This window comes from Fertoeibacter niger, assembly GCF_009380135.2.
Taxonomy (GTDB): domain Bacteria; phylum Pseudomonadota; class Alphaproteobacteria; order Rhodobacterales; family Rhodobacteraceae; genus Fertoeibacter; species Fertoeibacter niger.
The window spans coordinates 53,490-76,616 of sequence record NZ_WHUT02000001.1 but is presented as its reverse complement, the minus strand read 5'-3'; the positions used below and the strand labels follow the sequence as shown (position 1 = coordinate 76,616).

Here is a 23,127-nt window from a genome sequence, read left to right as displayed (position 1 = left end):
TGCGCCACCCAGCCCAGCACCTTAAACAGGGGCAAACGGGGGGCCGCCGATGAAGATCGCCACATTCAACATCAACGGCATCAAGGCGCGGATTGATGCCCTGCCCGCCTGGCTGATCGCCGCCAAGCCCGATGTGGCGCTGTTGCAGGAAATCAAGTCGGTGGACGAGGGTTTTCCCCGCGCGCTGTTCGAAGACATGGGATACCGCGTTGAAACCCATGGGCAAAAGGGCTTCAACGGCGTGGCCATCCTGTCGAAACTGCCGCTGGAGGATGTGACGCGCGGGTTGCCCGGCGATGACGCCGACGAACAGGCGCGGTGGATCGAGGCGACGGTGATCGGCGCGCGTGCGGTGCGGGTCTGCGGATTGTATCTGCCCAACGGCAACCCGGCACCGGGGCCGAAATATGATTTCAAGCTGGCCTGGATGGCACGGATGCTGACCCGTGCGCGCGCCTTGCTGGCGACCGAAGAACCCGTGGTCATGGCGGGCGACTACAACATCATCCCGCAGCGCGAGGATGCCGCGCGCCCCGATGCCTGGACCGAGGACGCGCTGTTCCTGCCCGCCAGCCGTGCCGCCTACCGGCGCATCCTGAACCTAGGGTTCACCGAGGCGTTCCGCACCCGCAATCCCGGCCCGGGGCATTACAGTTTCTGGGATTATCAGGCGGGTGCCTGGGAAAAAAACAACGGCATCCGCATCGACCATCTGCTGCTCAGCCCGCAGGCCGCCGATCTGCTGGCCGATGCACGCATCGACCGCGAAGTGCGGGCGGGCGACAAACCGTCCGACCATGTGCCGGTCTGGGTCGATCTGGCGGCGTAGCCCTCAGCCCGGCAGCAGCGCCGCCAAGGCCTGATCCAGCCGCGCCTGCACGAATGCGTCCAGCCGGCCCTGCCCCAGCGCCACCCATTGCAGCGGCGCCCCCACCATGATCGCATGCAGCAACCCCGCCACCGCATCAGGCGGCAGGGCCAGACCCGCGGGCACGCGCGCCGCGATGGCCTGCTGCATAAGGGCGTAGCGTTCGGCTGTGGCACTGGCCATGTCCGCATCCTCGGCCTCCATCGCGGCCAGCGCCAGATGCGCCGAAAACCCCCCGCCCTCGCCCATCGCCGCCACGACACCCGCCAGAAAGGCGCGCAGCCCGGCGGGTGAACGTTCCAGCGCGAACCCGTCCAGCCACAGGCGGGTCAGCACCAACTGCCGCGAGGCCATGGCCAGCATCAGGCCCTGCCGCCCGCCAAAGCGCCGGGTGGGCGCCGCCCGGTGCAGCCCCAGGTCCTCCGCCACATCGGCAGGGGAAAACCGCTGCGGCCCCTGTTGCAGCAGCAGCCGCAACCCGGCATCAAGGATCATGTCATTGCTGGCTTTGGGCATTGGCTGTCCTCAGGCCGTCACATCATGCCCATAGAGCCAGTCAAACCGCCGCAGCGCAAGGCCGGGGGCCAGCCACCCCATGCCGCGCAGGCCCAGATGGGCAATGTGGCGGGCCGGGCCGCCCAGATGATAGATGCGCGCGCTGTTGCCCGCCGCCGCCACGATGCGGGTGCAGCGCGGGGCGCGGCGCGCCTGATAGGCGGCAAGCCCGGCCTGCGGATCGTCATGACCGGCAAGGCAGGCGGCCAGCACCCAGGCATCCTCCAGCGCCATGTTGGCCCCCTGCGCCATGAATGGCAGCGTGGGATGCGCGGCATCGCCCAGAATTGCCACGCCCTGCCCCTGCCAATGCGCGGCGACCGGGTGGCGGAACAGGCCCCACAGCCCGGGGGCCTTTACCTCGGCCAGCCAGCCCTGCACCCGGGGGCTGAAATCGCGGAAGGCGTGGCGCAGGTGGGCGGGGTCATCGCGGTGCGACCAGCCTTCGGCGGCCCAGCCTGCACGCTCTTCCACCGCCACGATGTTGCGCCGTCCGCCCGGCAGGGGATAGCTGACCAGATGGCGGCCCCGGCCCATATGCACCTCGGCCTGTGGCACGGCCCCGGATTCGGCCGCGATCACCGCGCGCCAGGCCACCTGCCCGGTGAAGAACGGCGCAGCCACGCCGTTCAGCGCCGCCCTGACCGGCGAATGCAGCCCGTCGGCCCCCAGCAGCAAGGCGGGGCGATGCACGGCGCCATTGCCCAGCGTGATCTGCGGGCTACCGCCAAGCGCCACGTCGCGCACCTTTTCGCCCAGCCGCAGCACCACCCCCGCCTCGGCTGCCCCCGCCGCCAGCAGCGCGATCAGATCGGCCCGGTGCAGGAAATGATAGCCCTGACCGGGCCGCAGCCGCGCCAGATCCAGCCGCAGCACCTGCCCGCCGCGGATTCCGTCATGCAAGACAACCGCCCCCGCCCGCAGCGATGAAGCGTCCAGTGCCGCCCCCAGCCCCAGCGCCCGCAACACCGCCGCCCCGTTGGGCGAAATCTGGATGCCCGCGCCCACTTCACCCAGCGCCGGGGCCTGTTCCAGCACCGTCACCCGCGCCCCGCGCAAGGCCAGCGCCCGGGCCACCGCCAGCCCGGCCACACCCGCGCCCAGCACGGTCACTTCGGCACCGATCAGGCTCATCACTCCCCCCGCACATGCAAACGCCGGACCATCGGCCCGGCGCGTCATCATCCGTGTTTCAGCCGCAACGGCAATGCCGCCCCGCGTCGCAGGGCGCAGGCATCATTCGTCGCGGTGCACCTTTTCGCGGCGTTCGTGCCGTTCCTGCGCTTCCAGCGTCATCGTGGCGATCGGGCGGGCATCCAGCCGCTTCAGCGAGATCGGCTCGCCGGACACTTCGCAATAGCCGTATTCGCCATTGTCGATCCGCCGCAGCGCCGCGTCGATCTTGCTGACCAGCTTGCGCTGGCGGTCGCGGGTGCGCAGTTCCAGCGCGCGGTCGGTTTCCTCGGATGCGCGGTCGGCGATGTCTGGCACGTTGCGGCCCGAGTCCTGCAGACCTTCGATGGTCTCGGCGCTCTGCGACATCAGCTCCTGCTTCCACATGTGCAGCTTGCGGCGGAAATACTCCAGCTGCCTGTCATTCATGAAGGGCTCGGATTCGGCCGGCCGGTAATCGTCTGGAAGAAAGGTTTCGGCTTTCATGGCTGCATTCTCCTGCAGGCCGGATCGCTCGGCACTATGGGTCGCTGACATCCGGCACTCCCTCATGCGGGGTCCATTACCGCATGGCAAAAGGATTGTCACTAGCCCCCGTCGCCGCCTTGCGGTGAAATCGGCCTGTGTTAAGGTCGCGCCAACAGAATGGTGCAACGCAAGGCGATGCTTATGAAATTTGCCTCGACCGCCGGCTATGTGGCCACGGCCGACCTGACCGTGGCGGTGAATGCGGCGGTGACGTTGCAGCGGCCCCTGCTGGTCAAGGGCGAACCGGGCACCGGCAAGACCGAACTGGCGCGACAGGTGGCGGGCGCGCTCAACCTGCCGTTGATCGAGTGGCATGTGAAATCCACCACCAAGGCGCAGCAGGGGCTTTACGAGTATGACGCGGTGTCGCGCCTGCGCGACAGCCAGCTGGGCGAGGCGCGCGTGCATGACGTGGCGCATTACATCCGGCGCGGCAAATTGTGGCAGGCCTTCACCGCGCCGGGCCGCGTGGTGCTGCTGATCGACGAGATCGACAAGGCCGACATCGAATTTCCCAACGACCTGTTGCAGGAGTTGGACCGCATGGAATTCCACGTCTATGAAACCGGCGAGACGGTGCGCGCGCTGCACCGGCCCGTGGTCATCATCACCTCGAACAACGAAAAGGAACTGCCGGATGCGTTCTTGCGGCGGTGCTTTTTCCACTTCATCCGTTTCCCCGACATGGAGACGTTGCGCGCCATCGTGCAGGTGCATTTCCCCGGCATCAAGGATGCGCTGCTGACCACCGCGCTGACGCAGTTCATGGAATTGCGCGACACGCCGGGGCTGAAGAAAAAGCCATCGACATCCGAGGTGCTGGACTGGCTGAAGCTGCTCTTGGCCGAGGATCTGACGCACGAGGATTTGCGGCGTGACGGCAAGCACAGCCTGCCCAAACTGCATGGCGCGCTGTTGAAGAATGAACAGGACGTGCATCTGTTCGAACGGCTTGCCTTCATGGCGCGCGGCCAGCGGTAGCGGGAGACTGGGCGATGACAGACGCAGGCAACCTGACAATCCGCCCTCTGGTTGCCGGGGATGAGGCTGCGTGGCGCGGACTGTGGCAGGCCTATCTGGCGTTCTACGGGACGACCCGCCCGCCCGAGGTGTTTGCCGCCACCTTTGCCCGGCTGACATCCGGCAGCGCGCATGAATTTCGCGGGCTGATCGCGGAACAGGGCGGGCAGCCGGTGGGGCTGGCGCACTACCTGTTTCACCGCACCTGCTGGGAAACCGGCGATCTGTGCTATCTGCAAGATCTTTACGCCGTGCCCGCCGCCCGTGGCATGGGCGTAGGCCGGGCGCTGATCGAAGCGGTCTATGCCGCCGCCGATGCCCATGGCGCCGCGAATGTTTACTGGCTGACCGCCGCAGACAACGCGACAGCGCAACGGCTTTATGACAGGATGGCGGTCAAGACACCGTTCATCGAATACAACAGGACCGCCTGACATGCGCCTTTTCCCCCTGCTGGGCTTTCTGGCACTGGCGGCCTGCGCCACGCCGGGGGCGGATGTGTCGATGGACCGCCAGCGCCTGCTGATCACCGATGCGCTGCCCGCGATGAAAACCTTTGCCCCCGCGCGGGCCGATGCCGCCGGGCGCAGCAACACCCAGATGGCGCAGGATTTTCTTGACCTGACATTCCGCATGGAAAGCGGTCGCGCGGTGCCGGTGATGACCCGGTTCGAGGGCCCCGTGACCGTGGCACTGGTAGGCGCGGTGCCGGCCAGTGCCGGCCCCGATCTGGCCCGGCTGATCGCGCGGTTGCGCGCCGAGGCGGGGGTGGACATCCGGCAGGCCACGGGCGATGCGGCCATCACGGTGGAATTCCTGCCCCGCGCGCGCATGCAGGCCGTGGTGCCCACAGCCGCCTGTTTCGTGGTGCCACGCGTCACCTCGTTTGCCGAATACCGCGGCGCGCGCGCCTCTTCGCGGGTGGATTGGACGACACTGACCACACGCGAACGGGTGGCGATCTTCATCCCATCGGATACCAGCCCGCAAGAGGTGCGCGATTGCCTGCACGAGGAACTGGCGCAGGCGCTGGGTCCGCTGAACGATCTTTACCGGCTGTCTGATTCGGTGTTCAACGACGACAATTTCCACACGGTGCTGACCGGCTTCGACATGCTGATGCTGCGGGTCTATTACGCGCCCGAGCTGCGGTCGGGCATGACCGAGGCGCAGGTGGCGGCCCTTCTGCCCGGCCTGTTGGCCCGATTGAACCCCGCAGGTCAGCGCCCGGGACAAGCCGTTGACCGTGCCACGCCGCGCGTCTGGATCAACGCCGTTGAGACGGCCCTTGGCCCGCGCACACCGGCGCTGCGCCGCCGCGACGCCGCGCGCACCGCCCTGACCATCGCCCGCGCCGAGGGCTGGACAGATGCGCGCCTTGCCTTCAGCTATTTCGCGCTGGGGCGGCTGAGCATGGGAGACGAGGTGGAAACCGCCGTCACCGCCTTTGCCGAGGCCGCGCGCATCTACCGCGGCCTGCCCACCGGGCGGCTGCATGCGGCGCATGTCGATATGCAGATGGCGGCCTTTGCCCTGTCATCGGGGCAGGCAGCCGAGGCTGTGGTGCTGACCGGGCAGGCGATTCCCGTGGTGCGCGAGGCGGAAAATGCCGCCCTGCTGGCCACACTCTTGATGATCCGGTCCGAGGCGCTGGCGCTGCTGGGCCGCGACACCGAGGCGCGGGCGGCGCGGCTCGACAGTCTGGGATGGGCGCGTTATGGCTTTGGCGCAGAGCCCGAGGTGCGGGCGCGGATGTCGGAAATCGCACTCCTGACGCCACGCGGCACCGGGGGTTAGGGCGTGACCGGGGGCTTCCCGGCGTCGCGCGAACAATGGAAATGCGGGGGCGCGTGGTGTTGCATGACACACCGCCCCGCCACGGGCGGCAGCGGCCGCCGCAAGGGGGTTTCGTGATCGTTATCGCAGGTTTGGGGCTGGGGGCGGCCATGGGGGCCAGCGTGGCGTTGCGCCGCGGCGGCAAGGTGCTGGACGCGCTGCAATATGCCGCCGGTTACGGCATTGCCTTTGGCCTTCTGGGCCTGTTCGCCACGATCTTTCTGGAAAGGATGCTGTAGCCGCGATGTTCCTGCCGTTCTTCGACACGCTGCGCCGCACCGGGGTTCCGGTATCCCTGCGCGAATATCTGGCGTTTCTCGAAGGCATGGCGGCAGGGCTGGCAACCTATGACCCCGAGGAATTCTACTACCTCGCCCGCACGGCGATGGTAAAGGACGAACGCCACCTTGATCGTTTCGACCGCGCCTTTGCCGAGGCGTTCAAGGGGCTGGAGGGCATCAGCCCCGAGGATGTGCTGACCGCGCTGGACGTGCCGCGCGACTGGCTGGAAAAGCTGGCCGAAAAGCACCTGAGCGCCGAGGAACGCGCGGCCATCGCGGCGCTTGGCGGGTTCGATGCGTTGATGGAGACGCTGAAAAAGCGGCTGGCGGAACAGAAGGGCCGCCATCAGGGCGGCAACAAATGGGTGGGCACGGCGGGCACCAGCCCCTTTGGTGCCTATGGCTACAACCCCGAGGGCGTGCGCATCGGTCAGGATGCCAGCCGCCACCAGCGCGCGGTGAAGGTCTGGGACAAGCGCGAATTCCGCAATCTGGACGATCAGGTGGAACTGGGTACCCGCAACATCAAGATCGCCCTGCGCCGGTTGCGCAAGTGGGCCCGGGATGGTGCCGAGCAGGAGCTTGATCTGGACGGCACCATCCGCGCCACCGCTGAACATGGCTGGCTGGATGTGCAGACACGACCAGAGCGGCGCAATGCGGTAAAGGTGCTGCTGTTTCTGGATATCGGCGGCTCGATGGACGCGCATGTCAAGGTGATGGAAGAACTGTTTTCCGCCGCCCGCAGCGAATTCAAGCATCTGGTGCCCTATTACTTTCACAACTGTCTTTATGAGGGCGTGTGGCGCGACAATGCCCGGCGCTGGGATGCACAGACCCCCACATGGGATGTGCTGCGCACCCATGGGCCGGACTGGAAATGCATCTTTGTCGGCGATGCGGCGATGTCGCCCTATGAAATCCTGCACCCCGGCGGCGCGAACGAACACTGGAACGCCGAGGCAGGCCATGTCTGGCTGGCCCGCGCCTGTCAGCAATGGCCCGCACATCTGTGGATCAACCCCACCCCGGAACGGTTCTGGGAACATACCCATTCCACCCGCCTGATCCGCCAGATCTTCCCCGACCGCATGGTGCCCATGACGCTGGAGGGCATTTCGCAAGGGATCAGGGTGCTGGGGCGATGACGCGAATTTTCCCTGCATCGCACTTTGCCTCGGGCGGTTTTCATCCCATATTCCCTTCATGCTGAAATTCCTCCCCTTTCTGCTTGCCATCGCTTACGGCCTTGCGATGTATCGCTTTTCCGCCTGGCGGACGGCGAAGATGCTGGATCAGCAGTCGCGGCCCCTGACCGAGCGCGAGATTACCCGGCTGGCTGACAAGATGGCGGTGGCGCTGGATGTGCCACAGGTGAAGGTGCATGTGTTCGAGGTGGATGCGGTGAACGGTCTGGCCGCCCCCGACGGGCGGATATTCCTGACGCGCGGGTTCGTGCAGAAATTCCGCGCGGGCGAGGTGACGGCGGAAGAACTGGCATCGGTCATCGCGCATGAACTGGGGCATGTGGCATTGGGGCATTCGCGCCGCCGGATGATCGACTTTACCGGCCAGAATGCAGTGTTCATGATGCTGTCGGCACTGCTGAACCGCTTTTTGCCCTTCATCGGCATCTGGATCGCGCGGCTGATCAGCACGGCACTGGCCGCCCGCCTGTCGCGCCGGGATGAGCACGAGGCCGATGCCTATGCCTCGGCCCTGCTGGTCAAGGCGGGCATCGGCACCGGCCCGCAGAAATCTCTGTTCCGCAAACTGGGCGTGCTGACGGGGGGCCATGGCGCAGGCACCCCCGCCTGGCTGCTGAGCCACCCCGCGACCGAAGACCGCATCAGGGCCATCGAGGCGCGCGAACAGAAATGGGGCGTGCCGGTGCTGCCTGACAGGCGCGTGCCCTGACCCTGCGTTGCAGGGCGACTGTGCGACTCGCCCGGAAACTGATATTGTCAGGCATCGGACAATTTCATTTGGGTGCGCATTATGCTGGAAAACATTGCCTGGGTCAGTCTTGTCTTTTCCGTCGTGACGTTTGTGATTTTTCTGTTTCTGCTTTTGGATGAATGGAATAATGCCAAAGAGGCGATTCAGCCGCCTGAGGGCAAGGCGCTGATCGACAGCGTCGATCCGGGCAAACTGGCCGAACTGTTGAAAGCGTTGAAGGATTTGGGGCCAAAGGCACTGGCGCTGGCGGCCTCGATCATTTTCATGTGGCTGGCGATCACGGCGGCAACGCCACCGGACTGCCCGAAAGACATGACCTGCACGCCCAAGGCTGCCGCCGCAGCCGCGTAATCATGTTTGGGCCGCAACAGCCTTGGCCAGCCGTGGCAGTTGCGCCTTTTTCAGCAGCGGTTTCAGCGCCACCGGGGTGCCTGCCATGCGTTCCGCCTCGGCGCGCACCTGTTCCAGCGCCTCGGTCACGCGGGCGGGGTGGTGCGACCACAATTCCCACAGAAACCCGTCGGGGTCGCGGCGTGCGACCCCTTCGGCGGCCAGCACATGCCGCGGGAAATCCGCCGCGTTGAAGGTCAGGATCGCATCGGCGCTGCTGCCGATGGCCACCGCCAGAACGTGAATGTCATTCTCGTCCGGCAGGTGCAGCCGCGCCTCAAGATTGGGCTGGGCGCGCACTGTCGCACCCGGAAACGCACCGCGCATCAGCGCAATGTCGGCGCGCGCCGTGGCTTGGGCCGCCATGCCCAGCTTGGCCGTGGCCCGTGCCCATTCCTCCAGTATCCGGTCGGACCACAGCGGGGTGTAGCAGCCCGCCGCCGCCACGCGCAGCAGGATCGCGCGCAACACGGATGGGTAAAGAACGCAGGCGTCCAGAACCACCTTCACCCGTCAAGCCGGAAGAACAGCGCCTTGAGATAGCCCGATTCCGCCAGTTGCAGCAGCATCGGGTGGTCGGGCGCGGCAAATCCGGTATGCAGCAGTTGCGCCCGCCGCCCGCCCCGCCCGATGCCGCGCGCCGAGGCGTTGCGGAAACTGGCAAGGTCGGCGGCATGCGAACAGGAGCACAGCACCAGATAGCCGCCCGGTGCCACCAGCGGCGCCGCCAGCCGCGCCAGCCGTTCATAGGCGCGAAGCCCCGCCTCAAGCGCCGGTTTGGCGGGGGCAAAGGCGGGCGGGTCGCAGATCACCATGTCGAACTGCGCGCCCTCGGTGCCCAAAGTCTCCAGCACCACAAAGGCATCGCCCTGGCGGGTGGTGAAACGGTCGGCCACGCCGCTGGCCGCAGCACCCTGCTCCGCCAGCGCCAAGGCGGGGGCTGACGCATCGACCGCCAGTGCCGATTGCGCGCCACCGGCCAGCGCGGCCAGGGCAAAACCGCCGACATGGGTGAACATGTCCAGCACCCGTGCGCCCTTGGCCAGTCCGGCGGCAAAGGCATGGTTGGGCCGCTGGTCAAAGAACAGCCCGGTTTTCTGCCCGCCCATCAGATCGGCCAGATAGGTGGCCCCGTTCATCGGCACCGGGATCGGCGCATCGACCGTGCCGCGCAGCACCTGCGTATCTTCGGGCAGGCCTTCCAGCCCGCGCGCGCGGCCGGTGCCGTTTTTCACCACATGCGCCACGCCGGTCACGGCGACCAAAGCCGCCACCAGCGTATCCAGATGCGTCTCGGCCCAGGCGGCGTTGGGCTGCACCACGGCGGTATCGCCGAAACGGTCGATCACCACGCCCGGCAGGCCGTCAGCCTCGGCATGCACCAGCCGGTAGAAGGGCGTGGCATAAAGCCGTTCGCGCAGCGCCAGCGCGCGGGTCAGCCGGGCGGCGAACCAAGCCTGATCAATCACCGCGTTTTCGTCACGGTCCAGCATGCGGGCGATGATCTTGGACGCGTTGTTCACCGTCACCAGCCCCAGCGGGCGGCGCAGGTCATCCTCCAGCACGGCCAGGGCACCGGGGGCCAGCCCCTGTGTGCGCCGGTCTGTCACCAGTTCATCGGCATAGACCCAAGGGAAACCGTGGCGGATCGCCCGGGCCTCGGCCTTGGGCTTCAGCCGCACGGTGGGGTGCGCGCGGGCGGTTTCGGTCTGGACGGTTTCAGTGTCGGGCATGGCGGGGCGGGGCGCTTGCGGATCGGGGGATGTCATGCCCCCGGATACTAGGTTCCGCCCCCCGGCGAAAGGCCCCAGCGCAGGGGCGTCAGGCGGCGCGGCGCGACTGGCGGCCCGTCAGGCGGGCAAAGCGCAACCGCAGCGCGCGGTGCAGTGCCACACCCATACCGCGCAGGGCTTCGGCGCGCAGGCGGTGGGCCTCGCGCAGAATGGCATCCATGTCGGCGGGGGTGGTGGAACTTTGTGAAGAAAGGGTCATGGCATCATCCTGATAATTGTCACTCCCCGCAGCCAATTTACGCCGCAGCGCGGCAGATGTCAGCCATGCAACAGGAATTGCCGCCATGCCACAGGCGCATGGCTACACCTCACGGCCCTGCAACACATGGCAATGATTGTCACATCGACCGGCTTGCAGCCCGCCCAGGAACCGCATAGATCGCCGCAAAACTGTCATGAAGCGGTCGCTGCCCGGCCATATCCGTGGGCGAAAATGGTTTATGACAGATGAATGACGACCCAAGAGCCAGAACACCGGAGCAGTCACATGGCCAAGACCCCGTCGCAACCCAGCCCGCAACAGGGCAGCGCGCCCTCGCCCAGCCAGCAGCAGGGGCAAGACGCCGCCCCCGCCCCGCAGCAGGGCCAAAAGCCGATCTTCCGCGACTGGGCGTCGATCTGACGCAAGGCGCGGCACCTGCGGCCTGACAGGCCGCTGGCACAGGCACACAGGGCGAATTTGCCTTGCCCGCCCGGGGCCAGCGGCTAGGCTGCGGCAAAACCACAAGGCTTTGCCATGCCCAGCCCGGTCACATCCATCCCAAACCTTGGCCCCGCATCCGAGGCGGCCTTTGCCCGCGCAGGCATCCATTCCGCCGAGGAGATCCGCGATTTGGGGGCCGATGCCGCCTATCTGCGCCTTTTGGCGAACGGCGTTGCGGCGCATTTCATCGGCTATTATGTGCTGGTAATGGGTCTGCAAGGCCGCCCCTGGAACGATTGCAAGGGGGAAGAGAAAAAGGCCCTGCGCCTGCGGTTCGATGCGCTGAAGGCGCAGCATGCCGCCAGCGCCGCCCCATCGGGGCGCAACCGCGCGCTTGATGCGTTTCTTGACCAGATCGGCGTGATCGAACGCCCCCGTCCCCGTGGCTGACACCGAACGGTTCGAATCAAAAGGCCGCACCCCGGGGGATGCGACCGTTTCATTGCGCAGTCGTCAGATCAGCCGACCAGTTCCAGACCGGCAAAGAAATAGGCGATTTCCTGAGCGGCGGTTTCCGGCGCGTCCGACCCGTGGACCGAGTTTTCGCCGACCGACAGGGCGAATTCCTTGCGGATCGTGCCGTCAGCGGCATTGGCCGGGTTGGTCGCGCCCATCACTTCGCGGTTTTTCGCAATGGCGCCTTCGCCTTCCAGCACCTGCACCACCACCGGCTCGGACGCCATGAATTCGGTCAGTTCGCCGAAGAACGGACGCTCGGCATGCACTTCGTAGAATTTCTGCGCCTGGGCGAGGCTCAGGTGAACGCGCTTCTGCGCGACGATGCGCAGGCCCGCTTCTTCGAATTTGGCGTTGATCTTGCCGGTCAGGTTGCGGCGGGTCGCATCGGGTTTGATGATCGACAGGGTGCGTTCGATGGCCATGATGCCCTCTTTCCATGCTGGCGGTGCGGGCCCCTGCCCGCGCCGGTGAATTGCGCCGTCCTGCTAGCATGGGGCGGATGCGAAGAAAACACCTCAATCCGCCCGATGCGGTGTAGGATGACGCTGCGGCACTGACGGAGGCGACCATGCCTGTAACCGGAATCGGCGGATTTTTCTTTCGCGCGCGCGATCCTGCGGCATTGGCCGCGTGGTATGCCACCCATCTGGGCATCGGCCCGCAGGGCGATCTGCCATTCTGGCCAACCGAGGCGGGGCCGCTGCTGTTTCAGCCCTTTGCCGCCGACAGTGATTATTTCGCCGCCGACCAGCGCTTCATGCTGAATTTCCGCGTCGCGGGCCTTGATGCAATGATCGCAAGCTTGCGGGGGGCGGGAATCGCGGTGGAAACCCGCGCGGAATGGGACAGTGACGGCGTTGGCCGGTTCGCCCGGCTGCATGACCCCGAGGGGCACCCGATCGAGCTGTGGCAACCGCACGGCTGACACGCTCTGCCTTCCCCCCGCCGCCGGGCTCTGCTAAGGCGCGCACATGCTGCGCATCATGGATATAAATTACTCCGTCGAAGGCCGCCCCTTGCTGCAAGGGGCCACGGCCACGATTCCCGCTGGCCACAAGGTCGGCCTTGTCGGCCGCAACGGCACCGGCAAGACCACCCTGTTCAAGCTGATAAGGGGCGAACTGGCGCTGGAGGGCGGTGAGATCAGCCTGCCCGCGCGGTCCCGCATCGGTGGCGTGGCGCAGGAGGTGCCGTCATCCTCCACATCCTTGCTGGATACGGTGCTGGAGGCGGATACAGAACGCGCAGCCTTGCTGAAGGAATCGGAAACCGCGCATGACCCCGCGCGCATTTCCGAAATTCAGACCCGGCTGGCCGATATTGATGCCTGGTCGGCGGAAGGCCGGGCTTCGGCGATTCTGAAAGGTCTGGGGTTTGACGCCGAGGCGCAGTTGCGCCCCTGTTCCGATTTTTCCGGCGGCTGGCGGATGCGCGTGGCACTTGCGGGCGTGCTGTTTGCCCAGCCCGACCTGCTGCTTCTGGACGAACCGACCAACTATCTGGATCTGGAAGGCGCCTTGTGGCTGGAGTCATACCTTCAGAAATACCCGCATTCGGTCATCATCATTTCCCACGACCGGGGGCTGTTGAACCGGGCGGTGCAGGGCATCCTGCATCTGGATCAGAAAAAGCTGACCTACTGGAACGGCCCTTATGACCAGTTCGCCCGCCAGATGGCCGAAAAGCGCGCCGTTCTGGTGGCCGAGGCGAAAAAGCAGGAGGCGCGGCGCGCGCATCTGCAATCTTTCGTGGACCGGTTCAAGGCCAAGGCATCAAAAGCCGTGCAGGCGCAAAGCCGCGTGAAGATGCTGGAAAAGATGGAGACGATCACCCCGCCCGAGGAAGCGAAGAAACAGGTCTTCACCTTCCCCGAGCCGGAAGAGCTGTCGCCCCCGATCATCAACATCGACAATGCGGCTGTGGGCTATGGCGGCCCGCCGGTGCTGAAAAAACTCAGCCTGCGCATAGATCAGGATGACCGGATCGCCTTGTTGGGGCGGAACGGCGAAGGCAAATCGACGCTTTCCAAGCTGCTGGCCGGGAAACTGGCCACGGCCGAGGGCAAGATCGTGCGGTCGTCCAAACTGCGCATCGGCTATTTCGCGCAGCATCAGGTGGACGAGCTGCATATCGACGAAACCCCCTTGCAACATGTCATGCGGCTGCGGCCCGCCGAGGGGCAGCCAAGGCTGCGGGCGCGGCTTGCGGGCTTTGGCCTGATGGCCGATCAGGCGGAAACCGCCGTGGGCCGCCTGTCGGGCGGGCAAAAGGCGCGGCTCTCGTTGCTGCTGGCCACCATCGACGCGCCGCATCTGCTGATTCTGGACGAACCGACCAACCACCTTGACATGGAAAGCCGCGAGGCGCTGGTCGAGGCGCTGACGCAATATTCCGGTGCCGTGGTGCTGGTCAGCCATGACATGCACCTTTTGGGGCTGGTGGCCGACCGGCTTTGGCTGGTGAAGGGCGGAGCGGTGGTGCCCTATGAAAAGGATCTCGACACCTACCGCGCCGAACTGCTGGCGGGCGACGAGACGCCCAAGGAAAAACCCGTGGTGGCGGACAAGCCGAAAAAGGCCAGCCGCGACGAGATTCTGGCCCTCAAGGCCGAGGTGCGCAAATGCGAGGAACGGCTGGGCAAGCTGAACGACATGCGCGACAAACTGGCGAAAAAGCTGGCTGACCCTGCGCTTTACGACCCGTCCCGCGGATCCGAGGCGGAAACCTGGCAAAAGAAATACGCCGAGGTGATGGAAGGTCTGGACCGTGCCGAGGCGCTGTGGCTGAAAGCGCAGGAAAAGCTGGAGCTTGTTGGGGCCTGATCGCCGATGCCGATGCCAGCAACCTACCGGCAGGCCACGGCGGAATGGCGCGCCTTTCTGGCCGATGCGCGCGACGAAATGGCGCTGGTCAGCGACAATTCCACCTACACGGCGGTGCAAGGCGTGCTGCGCGCCTTTCGCCGCCGTCTGACCCCGCAACAGGCGGTGGATTTTGCCGGGGTGCTGCCGTCAGTGCTGCGCGCGCTGTTCGTGGCGGAATGGCAGTTGGCACCGCCTGCCGACCCCCGCACCCGTGCCGACTGGACGGCCGAGGCCCGCGCGCTGCGCCCGCACCACAACCTGACGCCGGAAAACTGCGTGGCCGCCACGGCAATCGCCCTGCGCAAGGCGGTGCAGGCGCGCGATCTTGACCGGGTGATCGCCCGCCTGCCGCCCTTTGCCGCCGAATTCTGGGCCACGCCGGGCATCGACCCCGCCACACTGGGGCCGCGTATCGTCTGAACCGTAAGTTCTGGCTTGCGGCCACCGCAGCGGCTAGGAATGGGTGGGCCAGACATGCAGGGTTCCCGATGATCGAAACCGCCTTCCTCATCACCGCCTTTGCCACGCTGTTTGTGGTCATCGACCCTCCGGGGTTGATCCCTTTGTTCATCGCGCTGACCCCCGGCATGTCGCCCGCGCAGCGCCGCGCGATTGGCGGGCGGGCCTGCATTGTGGCCATCGGCATCCTGACGGTGTTCGGGCTGGCAGGCGAGGCGGTGCTGAACTTCATCGGCATTTCCATGCCCGCCTTCCGCATCGCGGGCGGGATACTCCTGTTCCTGACCGCGCTGGACATGCTGTTCGAACGCCGCACCCAGCGGCGCGAGGGCCAGAAGAACGAGCCCCTGCATGACCCGTCGGTGTTTCCCATCGCCATCCCGCTGATCGCGGGGCCGGGGGCGATTGCCACGATGATCCTGCTGGTGGGTGAATCCGGTCCGGGCTGGGCGGGCACGGTGGCCGTGCATCTGGTGATGATCTTCGTGGTGGCGCTGGCCTTTGCGCTGTTCCTGATCGCAGGTCCGCTGGAGCGGATGCTGGGACGCATCGGCACCATCGTGATCACCCGCCTGTTGGGCATGCTGCTGGCGGCGCTGTCGGTGCAATTCGTGATCGACGGGATCAGAGGCACCGGGCTGATCGGCTGACCACGCCCCCCGCCAATTGCATCGGCGCGGGCGGCCCCTATATCGGACGGGCGCACAGCAGAAGGATCGGGGCGATGGACGGCGGAAGTTACGGACAACTGGCCTATCTTTTGCTGCTGCTGATGGCCGTGGGTGGCTGGGTCTTTGCCGAATACCGCAGCCGTCTGGGCCTTGCGCTGCGCACGGCGCTGGCCTGGGGGATGATCTTTCTGGGCCTGATGGCGGCTTACGGCGTCTGGACCGGCATGCAGGCCAGCCGCCCGCAGCAGGCGGTGATGCAGGACGGCGGCATCACCATCCCCCGCGCACCTGACGGGCATTACTATGTGACGCTGACCGTGCGGGGCCAGCCCGTGACCTTTCTGGCCGATACCGGGGCCACATCGGTTGTTCTGTCGCCCGCCGATGCGCAGGCCCTGGGCATCGATCTGGCCACCCTGCGGTTCGACGGGCAGGCCCAGACCGCAAACGGCCCCGTCCGCACGGCGCGCGTGTTGCTGGAGGATGTGGCGCTTGGCCCCGTCACCGACCGCCGCCTGACCGCCTTTGTGAACGAGGCGCCGATGGATGGATCCCTGTTGGGGATGGATTATCTGGGCCGCTTCCGGGTGGAGATTGACGGCGACCGGATGGTGTTGCTGCGCTGACCCGCGGCGGGCGGGGGGCTGCACCTGCGGCCGGGCCACTTCCCGCAGCGCCAGATGACGGGCGCAATCTGCGGCGGAATGCACCTTCGCTGCAAACTGGTTGCCGGGGCCTGACAGAAGCCACCGGATCAATCTGCCACTCAGCCCCGCACACCGTCCCGTTCCATCACAGTGCCTGCAACGCCACATCGTTGCGCTGGTGGCGCGCGGCCAGCTGGCGCGCCGCCTTGCCCTGCACAAAGGGGCGCACCGGCTGCGGCGCGCGCAGCGCCGGGAAGATGGCGAAAATCTCGGCCAGCGCAGCGGGCTCGATGGTTTTCACCGCCTCTGCCCCGGTGAACAGCGACTCGGTCGCCGCACCATTGGACAGAACCAGTTCGTGCCGGTCAAACAGCAGATGCACATAGGTCACAGACTGCGCCCCAGAGTCCTGCGTGACACCGGGCATCCCCAGCAGCTGCTTTGCCGCCACCAGCACTTCGTCGGCATCGAACATCCGCCGTGCAATGCGCGAACGGACCAGCACCCGATGCTGCGGCGACAGCAGAAGATCCGCCAGCGGCCGCCCTGCCCCAAGGGCCCCTCGCGCGATGCGGATCGGGCGCAAAGCCGGCATCGCCGCCAGTTCGTTGCCCGAAAGCCGCCTCTTGCCGATCCAGCGCACCGGCCGCGCGCCGTGATCCAGCGTCATGACAAGATCACCCACCAAAATCCGCTCCACCGGGCGGGGGCCGGTTGGCGTGGCAACCAGCGTGCCCGCGGCAAAGCAGGGCACCGACGTTGTGACAGTGACAAAGGCCACGTCGGAATTGCCCAGGTCATCCACCACGTTATAGGAAAACGTGTTGCTGCCTGCTTCTTCCGCGTCGATCGCCAGACGAAAACCCGTCGCCGTCAGCGTGATCTGTTCGCCTGTTGCAAGCGTGATGGTATCGCCAACCGCGACAGCCTGACCGTTGATGTGGGTGATCGTCAGCGTTCCGCCTGTTGCCGAAACGTCATTGGCCAGCACGTCGATCTGTGCTGTCGTTCCGGCAGTCATGCTGACAGCGTCATCCCCGGCGATCAGCGCGGTCTGGATGGAATTGCCCGCGATGAGCAGGTTGCTGTCATAGGCCGCGTCACCGCCATCGGCGATGCCGATCTTGATCGTGTTCACCTGCCCCGGCACGACGGGTGCCTTGAGCGTCAGTGTCACTGTAAAGCCGTCCATCTCGGTGTTGTGCGTCTCGGCACTGGCCGGGTTGTCGATGTAGAGGTTGGCGTTGCTGGTGTCATTGATGTTGTTGATCGTGATGTCGCCGGTGCCGACCGTCAGCGTAGCGGAAACGCCGTTGACCCAGACCCCCACCGCATCATTGAACCCCGAGTTGGTGAACTCCAGATATTCCTCCGACGAAAACACAACCTGCATCGTCAGCGTGCTGCCCTCGGGGATGAAGGTCGCCTCGAACACCGCCGCGTCAAACGTCTCGTGACCAGAGACCTGCGACAGATCGTCGTCGCCTTGCCGGTAGTGATTTGTCGTCGTTCCCGCCGAAACATTGGCATCGCCAGCGGCGTTCGTCACATCAGCCGCCTTGCCGGTTGACAGGATCACCCCCGAGTCGGACGGGGTAAGACCGGGCGCAACCAGATCGCCGTTGCTGTAGATGCCCTTGGCCGACGCGGCGCCGATATAGCTGGCCGATTGCACGGCGATCCCGTTGCCGAACATGGCATCTGCCATCTGCATGGCATCGGCCGAGGAATCTACCGCCAGTTTCGCTGCCACCGCCATTGGAACCCCCTGCGCGCTGTGTTGCGCCGTTATCAGGGGCAGCGCGTAAAGACGGGGTTTATGCCAGACCGAAAACAACGGTCAGCATCAAATGGTGCCACCAGACCGGGCTGGCCGTCTGCTAGGGCGGGCGCGGGGCCGCGTGGCGGCATCAGGGCCGGCTGATCTGCCCGCCCCCCACCGCCCCCGCAACCCCCGTGGTCGATGGCCCCGAGGTGGGCAGCCCCCGCGCCACACGCACCGCCAGATAGGCAAAGGCCTGCGCCTCCAGCATGTCGCCGTCCAGCCCAGCATCCTCGACCGGGGCCACCGTGCAGGGCAATTCAGCCGCCAGCATCGCCATCAGCGTGGCATTGTGCCGCCCGCCGCCACAGACCAGCACACGGTCCACCGCCACGGGAAAATGCTCGGCCCCCCGCGCCACGGCCAATGCGGCAGCGGCGGTAAGGGTGGCCGCGGCATCGGCATCCGAAAGCCCCGCCACAGCCGCGACAAGTGCCGGAAAATCGTTGCGGTCCAGCGACTTCGGCGGCATCTTGAAGAAATACGGATGGTTCAGGAAAGCGGTCAGCACGGCGGCATCCGGCACACCCTCGGCCGCCAGCGCCCCGCCCGCATCCTGTGCCAGGCCCCGCCGCGCCAGCATCAGGTCGTTCACCGGCGCATTGGCGGGGCCGGTGTCAAAGGCCAGACAGGCCCCCGGCGCATCCGGGCCGGCCACGCGCGGGTCCACCCAGGTCAGGTTGCCCACCCCGCCCAGATTGAGGAAGGCCAGCGGCCCCGTGGCCCCCATCCATTGCGCGCAGGCCGCGTGATAGAACGGGGCCAGCGGTGCGCCCTGCCCGCCCATCCGCACATCCGCGCTGCGGAAATCCCAGACCACCGGCAGGCCCAGCACCTGCGCCAGCACATCGCCCGACCCCGCCTGATGCGTGCCCCGCCCGCGCGGGTCATGCGCCAGTGTCTGCCCGTGAAACCCCACCAGATCGGCCCCGGAAAAGCCCGACAGCAGTTCGGCATGCGCGGTTTCCACCACCTCCGCCGCCGCCTCCACCCCCGGATCGCCGGGCCAGAGGCCGAAACCCGCACGGATCACCGCGCGTTCGGCCTCGGTATAGGGCCGATACCCCACCGGGCCAAAGTCCAGTATCCGCACCCCGTCGGTCAGCAGCATGGCAGCATCGACGCCGTCCAGCGACGTGCCCGACATCGCCCCCAGCGCCCAGACTGGCCCCGCTTTCAACATGCCTTCCCCTTCATACCCGCGCCCGGTATACGGACACGTCTTTAATGCACGAGAGCACCATGACCTACCATGCGAAATCCGACTTCCTGCGTGTGATGACCGAGCGCGGCTTTCTGGCCGACTGCACGGATTATCAGGCGCTTGACGAGGCTTTGGTCAAGGGGGTCGTGCCTGCCTATATCGGCTATGATGCCACGGCGGCGTCCTTGCATGTGGGCCACCTCTTGAACATCATGATGCTGCGCTGGTTGCAAAAGACCGGGCACAAGCCGATCACCCTGATGGGCGGCGGCACCACAAAAGTGGGCGATCCGTCGTTTCGCGCCGATGAGCGCCCGCTGCTGACGCCCGCGCAGATCGACGCCAATATCGCGGGCATGAACACGGTTTTCGCGCGCTACCTTTCCTACGGCGACGGGCCGACCGATGCCATCATGCTGAACAACGCCGAATGGCTGGATGGGCTGAACTACCTCGATTTCCTGCGCGACATCGGGCGGCATTTCTCGGTGAACCGGATGCTGGCGTTCGAAAGCGTGAAATCGCGGCTGGATCGGGAACAGAGCCTCAGCTTCCTCGAATTCAACTACATGATCCTGCAAGCCTATGATTTCCTTGAAATCAACCGCCGCTACGGCTGCCTTTTGCAGATGGGCGGGTCGGATCAATGGGGCAATATCATCAACGGCATCGACCTGACGCGCCGGGTGATTGACCAGCAGATCTTCGGCCTTACCTCGCCGCTGCTGACGACCTCTGACGGGCGCAAGATGGGCAAGTCGCAGGGGGGCGCGGTCTGGCTGAACGGCGCGATGCTGTCGCCCTATGATTTCTGGCAGTTCTGGCGCAACACCACCGATGCCGATGTGGGCCGGTTCCTGAAACTCTATACCGAACTGCCGGTCGACGAATGCGACCGTCTGGGCGCGCTGGAAGGCTCGGCGATCAACGACGCCAAGATCATCCTGGCCAATCAGGTCACAACCCTGCTGCATGGTGCCGAGGCCGCCGCCAATGCCGAAGCCACGGCGCGCGCGGTGTTCGAACAGGGCGGCGTGGGCGAGGATCTGGAGGTTGTCACCCTGCCCGCAGCCACTCTGGGCGATGGCCTGTCGGTCACGCATTTCCTGGTGGCCGCCGGTCTGGTCGCCTCGGGCAAAGAGGCGAAACGGCTGGTGGCCGAACACGGGCTCAGATTCAACAATGATCTTGTGACGGATGCGAATGGCACGGTGTCAGGCGATCTTATCGGGACCGAACTGAAAGTCTCGATCGGCAAGAAGAAGCACAGGCTCGTGCGGATGGCGTGACTCAGGCGACCCTGCACCTTCTTCATTTTCTGTCGTTAAATATCCCCGGGGGGGTCCGGGGGGGCAGGCAGCCCCCCCGGCGCTCTCAACAAGCGCGACAGCGGCTATTCGGCCACGGTCACTTTCACCATGCGGTCGGCGGCCGACGGCGGCTCGCCGCGCTGGATGGCGTCCACCACATCCATGCCCGAAATCACCCGGCCCACCACGGTGTATTGCCCGTTCAGGAATTCGCCCGGCGCGAACATGATGAAGAACTGGCTGTTGGCGGAATTCGGGTCTTGTGACCGCGCCATGCCCACCACGCCGCGATCAAAGCTCACATCCGAAAACTCGGCCGGAATGTCGGGCAAGGAAGACCCGCCCATGCCCGACTGGCCGGTGACACCGCCCTTGCCGAACTGCACATCGCCGGTCTGCGCCATGAAACCGTCGATGACGCGGTGGAACACCACGTCGTCATAGGCGCCCTCTTTGGCCAGCGCCGTGATCTGCGCCACATGCAGCGGGGCCACATCGGGCAGCAGGTCGATGGTCACGGTGCCATTGGCGGCGCCGGCCACCTCGATCACCAGATTGGGGCCGGGGCCATCGGTGGCCTGCGCCTGCGCGGTTTGCGACAGTGCGAACCCGCCCAGCGCCGCAAGGCCAAGGGCGGCCACCCCTGCAAGAATGACCTTAGACATCGGCAGCCACCTTGACCGAAATCATCCGGTCCGGGTTTGGCGCAGGCTCGCCCCGGGTGATCTTGTCCACATGATCCATGCCGGAAATCACCTGACCGTAAACGGTATACTGCCCGTTCAGGAAATTGTTGTCGGTGAAGTTGATGAAGAACTGGCTGTTGGCGCTGTTGGGGTTCTGCGACCGCGCCGCCCCGATGGACCCGCGCGCATGCGGCAGCTTGGAAAATTCGGCCGGCAGATCGGGATGCTCCGACCCGCCCGTGCCCGCGCGGCGCAGGTTGAAGTTCTTTTCGGCATTGCCGTTTTCCACGTCGCCGGTCTGGGCCATGAAGCCGTCGATGACGCGGTGGAACACCACATTGTCATAGGCCCCGGCGCGGGCGAGGGTCTTCATCCGCTCCACATGTTTGGGGGCCACGTCGGGCAGCAACTGGATCACCACCTCGCCGGTTTTCAGCGTCATGATGATGGTGTTCTCGGGATCGGTTATTTCGGCCATCGGGCCCTCCTGCAAAACTGTGGGCGAACCCTAGTCGGGCGCAGCCATGGTGAAAAGGGCAAAGCTGCGTGATGCGCGCGGTTGACGGATGCCCGCCGATAGGGTGGAACAGGGCAAACCGAATTGCGAGGGCATCATGGGCTGGAAAACACTCGACGACATCGACATGAACGGCAAGGTTGTGCTGGTGCGCGTCGATGTGAACGTGCCGATGGAAAACGGCGTGGTCACGGATGCGACGCGGATCGAAAAGATCGTGCCCACGATTACGGACATTCTGGCCAAGGGCGGCAAGCCGGTGTTGCTTGCGCATTTCGGGCGGCCCAAGGGCAAGGTGGTGCCCGAGATGAGCCTTGAACTGGTGCTGCCCGCCTTGCAGGCCGCTTTGCCGGGGCATCGCGTTGGTTTTGCCAAGGATTGCATCGGTGGCCCGGCCAAGGCGGCGGTGGCGGCGATGGGGCCGGGCGATGTGCTGCTGTTGGAAAACACCCGTTTCCACGCGGGCGAGGAAACGAACGATGCCGAACTTGCAGCGGGCATGGCGGCCTTGGGCGAAGTCTATGTGAATGACGCCTTTTCGGCGGCACACCGCGCGCATTCCTCGACCGAGGCGATTGCCCGGCTGCTGCCCGCCGCCGCTGGCCGGTTGATGGAGGCGGAGCTGAAGGCGCTGGAGGCCGCTTTGGGCCAGCCGCAGCGCCCGGTGGTGGCGGTGGTGGGCGGGGCCAAGGTTTCGACCAAGCTGGACCTCTTGGGCAATCTTGTGACCAAGGTGGATCATCTGGTGATCGGCGGCGGCATGGCCAACACCTTCCTTGTGGCGCAGGGCATCGAGGTGGGCAAATCACTGGCCGAGCGTGACATGGCCCCAACTGCGCTGGAGATTGTCGCCAAGGCAAAGGCGGCGGGCTGCACCATCCATCTGCCGGTGGATGTGGTGGTGGCGCGCGAATTCAAGGCAGGCGCGGCGAACGAGGTGGTCGCCGCCGATGCCTGCCCCGCCGATGCCATGATCCTTGATGCCGGGCCCGCCACGGTGGCGGCGGTGGCGGCGGTATTCGCCACGGCGAAAACCCTTATCTGGAACGGCCCGCTGGGCGCGTTTGAAATCGAACCGTTTGATGCGGCCACCAATGCGGCGGCGGCGCAGGCTGCGGCCATGACGCGCGCGAGTGGCCTGATCTCGGTCGCGGGGGGCGGTGATACCGTGGCGGCACTGAACAAGGCCGGGGCGGCCGATGATTTCACCTTCATCTCCACCGCGGGCGGGGCGTTTCTGGAATGGATGGAGGGCAAGGTTCTGCCCGGCGTCGCCGCGCTTGAGACCTGAACGCAACGCTTTGTCATGTTGGCGCAACCTGTTAGCGCCAACAAGATTGCATGACTGAAAGGCTGATTCTAGACGCGGAGCCACGGCCCGC

28 protein-coding genes are annotated in these 23,127 nt (G+C 65.9%); 17 read left to right on the top strand and 11 right to left on the bottom strand.

Translation table 11 applies throughout. The features are described 5' to 3' along the window. The first annotated feature begins 49 nt into the window (after positions 1–49). A complete protein-coding gene (xth, locus tag GEU84_RS00400) occupies positions 50–829 on the top strand; it encodes an exodeoxyribonuclease III (protein WP_152823532.1) in 780 nt (259 codons plus the stop codon). Between the two features lie 3 nt (positions 830–832). Here the strand turns inward: xth and GEU84_RS00395 are convergent, their stop codons facing one another. The 3 genes from GEU84_RS00395 to dksA form a co-directional block, all read right to left on the bottom strand. Continuing rightward, positions 833–1,384 (bottom strand): TetR/AcrR family transcriptional regulator, encoded by a 552-nt coding sequence (locus tag GEU84_RS00395; protein ID WP_152823531.1) that lies wholly within the window; start codon positions 1,382–1,384, stop codon positions 833–835. A 9-nt stretch (positions 1,385–1,393) separates the two neighbouring features. After that, on the bottom strand, positions 1,394–2,557 hold the full coding sequence (locus GEU84_RS00390; protein ID WP_152823530.1) for an FAD-dependent oxidoreductase: 1,164 nt from the start codon (positions 2,555–2,557) through the stop codon (positions 1,394–1,396). Between the two features lie 102 nt (positions 2,558–2,659). After that, complete coding sequence (dksA, locus tag GEU84_RS00385; RefSeq protein WP_174539240.1) at positions 2,660–3,082, bottom strand: RNA polymerase-binding protein DksA; 423 nt, start codon at positions 3,080–3,082, stop codon at positions 2,660–2,662. A gap of 183 nt (positions 3,083–3,265) precedes the next feature. On the opposite strand from dksA, the gene GEU84_RS00380 reads away from it, so the two are divergent. From GEU84_RS00380 to GEU84_RS00350, 7 genes are all read left to right on the top strand, one after another. Beyond that, entirely contained in the window at positions 3,266–4,105 is an 840-nt protein-coding gene (locus GEU84_RS00380) for an AAA family ATPase (RefSeq protein WP_152823528.1), read from the top strand. A 14-nt stretch (positions 4,106–4,119) separates the two neighbouring features. After that, on the top strand, positions 4,120–4,578 hold the full coding sequence (locus GEU84_RS00375; RefSeq protein ID WP_152823527.1) for a GNAT family N-acetyltransferase: 459 nt from the start codon (positions 4,120–4,122) through the stop codon (positions 4,576–4,578). Position 4,579: 1 nt separating this feature from the next. After that, positions 4,580–5,941: a DUF2927 domain-containing protein gene (locus GEU84_RS00370; RefSeq protein ID WP_152823526.1), complete on the top strand. Its 1,362-nt coding sequence runs from the start codon at positions 4,580–4,582 to the stop codon at positions 5,939–5,941. A 113-nt stretch (positions 5,942–6,054) separates the two neighbouring features. Next, complete coding sequence (locus GEU84_RS00365; RefSeq protein WP_174539239.1) at positions 6,055–6,219, top strand: hypothetical protein; 165 nt, start codon at positions 6,055–6,057, stop codon at positions 6,217–6,219. 5 nt (positions 6,220–6,224) lie between these two features. Then, positions 6,225–7,409, top strand: coding sequence for a vWA domain-containing protein (locus tag GEU84_RS00360; protein ID WP_152823525.1), 1,185 nt, complete (start codon positions 6,225–6,227; stop codon positions 7,407–7,409). Positions 7,410–7,467: 58 nt separating this feature from the next. Further along, positions 7,468–8,178, top strand: a complete 711-nt coding sequence (locus tag GEU84_RS00355) for a M48 family metallopeptidase (RefSeq protein ID WP_152823524.1) — start codon at positions 7,468–7,470, stop codon at positions 8,176–8,178. Positions 8,179–8,259: 81 nt separating this feature from the next. Next, positions 8,260–8,571, top strand: a complete 312-nt coding sequence (locus GEU84_RS00350) for a hypothetical protein (protein WP_152823523.1) — start codon at positions 8,260–8,262, stop codon at positions 8,569–8,571. Here GEU84_RS00350 and GEU84_RS00345 read toward each other — a convergent pair whose 3' ends face one another. From GEU84_RS00345 to GEU84_RS00335, 3 genes are all read right to left on the bottom strand, one after another. Continuing rightward, positions 8,572–9,120: an RSP_2648 family PIN domain-containing protein gene (locus GEU84_RS00345; RefSeq protein ID WP_174539238.1), complete on the bottom strand. Its 549-nt coding sequence runs from the start codon at positions 9,118–9,120 to the stop codon at positions 8,572–8,574. Beyond that, positions 9,117–10,343 carry an RSP_2647 family RNA methyltransferase gene (locus GEU84_RS00340; protein WP_152823522.1) on the bottom strand — a complete coding sequence of 409 codons (1,227 nt, stop codon included), beginning with the start codon at positions 10,341–10,343 and terminating at the stop codon, positions 9,117–9,119. Before GEU84_RS00340 ends, GEU84_RS00345 begins: the two co-directional genes overlap by 4 nt. A gap of 88 nt (positions 10,344–10,431) precedes the next feature. After that, complete coding sequence (locus tag GEU84_RS00335) at positions 10,432–10,602, bottom strand: RSP_7527 family protein (protein ID WP_174539236.1); 171 nt, start codon at positions 10,600–10,602, stop codon at positions 10,432–10,434. A 288-nt stretch (positions 10,603–10,890) separates the two neighbouring features. Between GEU84_RS00335 and GEU84_RS21290 the strand changes: the two genes are divergently transcribed. Further along, a complete protein-coding gene (locus GEU84_RS21290) occupies positions 10,891–11,025 on the top strand; it encodes a hypothetical protein (RefSeq protein ID WP_277604729.1) in 135 nt (44 codons plus the stop codon). A 114-nt stretch (positions 11,026–11,139) separates the two neighbouring features. After that, positions 11,140–11,496, top strand: coding sequence for a TfoX/Sxy family protein (locus GEU84_RS00330; protein ID WP_152823521.1), 357 nt, complete (start codon positions 11,140–11,142; stop codon positions 11,494–11,496). 68 nt (positions 11,497–11,564) lie between these two features. On the opposite strand, the gene ndk is transcribed toward GEU84_RS00330, so the two are convergent. Continuing rightward, positions 11,565–11,987: a nucleoside-diphosphate kinase gene (gene ndk / locus GEU84_RS00325; protein ID WP_152823520.1), complete on the bottom strand. Its 423-nt coding sequence runs from the start codon at positions 11,985–11,987 to the stop codon at positions 11,565–11,567. 146 nt (positions 11,988–12,133) lie between these two features. Between ndk and GEU84_RS00320 the strand changes: the two genes are divergently transcribed. From GEU84_RS00320 to GEU84_RS00300, 5 genes are all read left to right on the top strand, one after another. Next, positions 12,134–12,490 (top strand): VOC family protein, encoded by a 357-nt coding sequence (locus GEU84_RS00320; protein ID WP_152823519.1) that lies wholly within the window; start codon positions 12,134–12,136, stop codon positions 12,488–12,490. 46 nt (positions 12,491–12,536) lie between these two features. Beyond that, on the top strand, positions 12,537–14,387 hold the full coding sequence (locus tag GEU84_RS00315; RefSeq protein ID WP_152823518.1) for an ABC-F family ATP-binding cassette domain-containing protein: 1,851 nt from the start codon (positions 12,537–12,539) through the stop codon (positions 14,385–14,387). A gap of 6 nt (positions 14,388–14,393) precedes the next feature. After that, a complete protein-coding gene (locus GEU84_RS00310; RefSeq protein WP_152823517.1) occupies positions 14,394–14,849 on the top strand; it encodes a DUF2267 domain-containing protein in 456 nt (151 codons plus the stop codon). 68 nt (positions 14,850–14,917) lie between these two features. After that, positions 14,918–15,538 carry a MarC family protein gene (locus tag GEU84_RS00305; protein ID WP_152823516.1) on the top strand — a complete coding sequence of 207 codons (621 nt, stop codon included), beginning with the start codon at positions 14,918–14,920 and terminating at the stop codon, positions 15,536–15,538. Between the two features lie 74 nt (positions 15,539–15,612). Beyond that, on the top strand, positions 15,613–16,185 hold the full coding sequence (locus tag GEU84_RS00300; RefSeq protein ID WP_152823515.1) for a retropepsin-like aspartic protease family protein: 573 nt from the start codon (positions 15,613–15,615) through the stop codon (positions 16,183–16,185). Between the two features lie 166 nt (positions 16,186–16,351). Here the strand turns inward: GEU84_RS00300 and GEU84_RS00295 are convergent, their stop codons facing one another. Next, positions 16,352–17,965 (bottom strand): Hint domain-containing protein, encoded by a 1,614-nt coding sequence (locus GEU84_RS00295; protein ID WP_152823514.1) that lies wholly within the window; start codon positions 17,963–17,965, stop codon positions 16,352–16,354. A 151-nt stretch (positions 17,966–18,116) separates the two neighbouring features. Beyond that, positions 18,117–19,211 carry an anhydro-N-acetylmuramic acid kinase gene (locus tag GEU84_RS00290; protein WP_152823513.1) on the bottom strand — a complete coding sequence of 365 codons (1,095 nt, stop codon included), beginning with the start codon at positions 19,209–19,211 and terminating at the stop codon, positions 18,117–18,119. 59 nt (positions 19,212–19,270) lie between these two features. Between GEU84_RS00290 and tyrS the strand changes: the two genes are divergently transcribed. Beyond that, complete coding sequence (tyrS, locus tag GEU84_RS00285; RefSeq protein WP_152823512.1) at positions 19,271–20,521, top strand: tyrosine--tRNA ligase; 1,251 nt, start codon at positions 19,271–19,273, stop codon at positions 20,519–20,521. 104 nt (positions 20,522–20,625) lie between these two features. Here the strand turns inward: tyrS and GEU84_RS00280 are convergent, their stop codons facing one another. Together GEU84_RS00280 and GEU84_RS00275 are read right to left on the bottom strand one after the other, a co-directional pair. Continuing rightward, positions 20,626–21,207 carry a peptidylprolyl isomerase gene (locus tag GEU84_RS00280; RefSeq protein ID WP_152823511.1) on the bottom strand — a complete coding sequence of 194 codons (582 nt, stop codon included), beginning with the start codon at positions 21,205–21,207 and terminating at the stop codon, positions 20,626–20,628. Further along, positions 21,200–21,706 carry a peptidylprolyl isomerase gene (locus GEU84_RS00275; protein ID WP_152823510.1) on the bottom strand — a complete coding sequence of 169 codons (507 nt, stop codon included), beginning with the start codon at positions 21,704–21,706 and terminating at the stop codon, positions 21,200–21,202. The genes GEU84_RS00280 and GEU84_RS00275 overlap by 8 nt, the downstream gene beginning before the upstream one ends. 136 nt (positions 21,707–21,842) lie before the next feature. Between GEU84_RS00275 and GEU84_RS00270 the strand changes: the two genes are divergently transcribed. After that, complete coding sequence (locus tag GEU84_RS00270) at positions 21,843–23,036, top strand: phosphoglycerate kinase (protein ID WP_152824063.1); 1,194 nt, start codon at positions 21,843–21,845, stop codon at positions 23,034–23,036. Positions 23,037–23,127 lie beyond the last annotated feature (91 nt).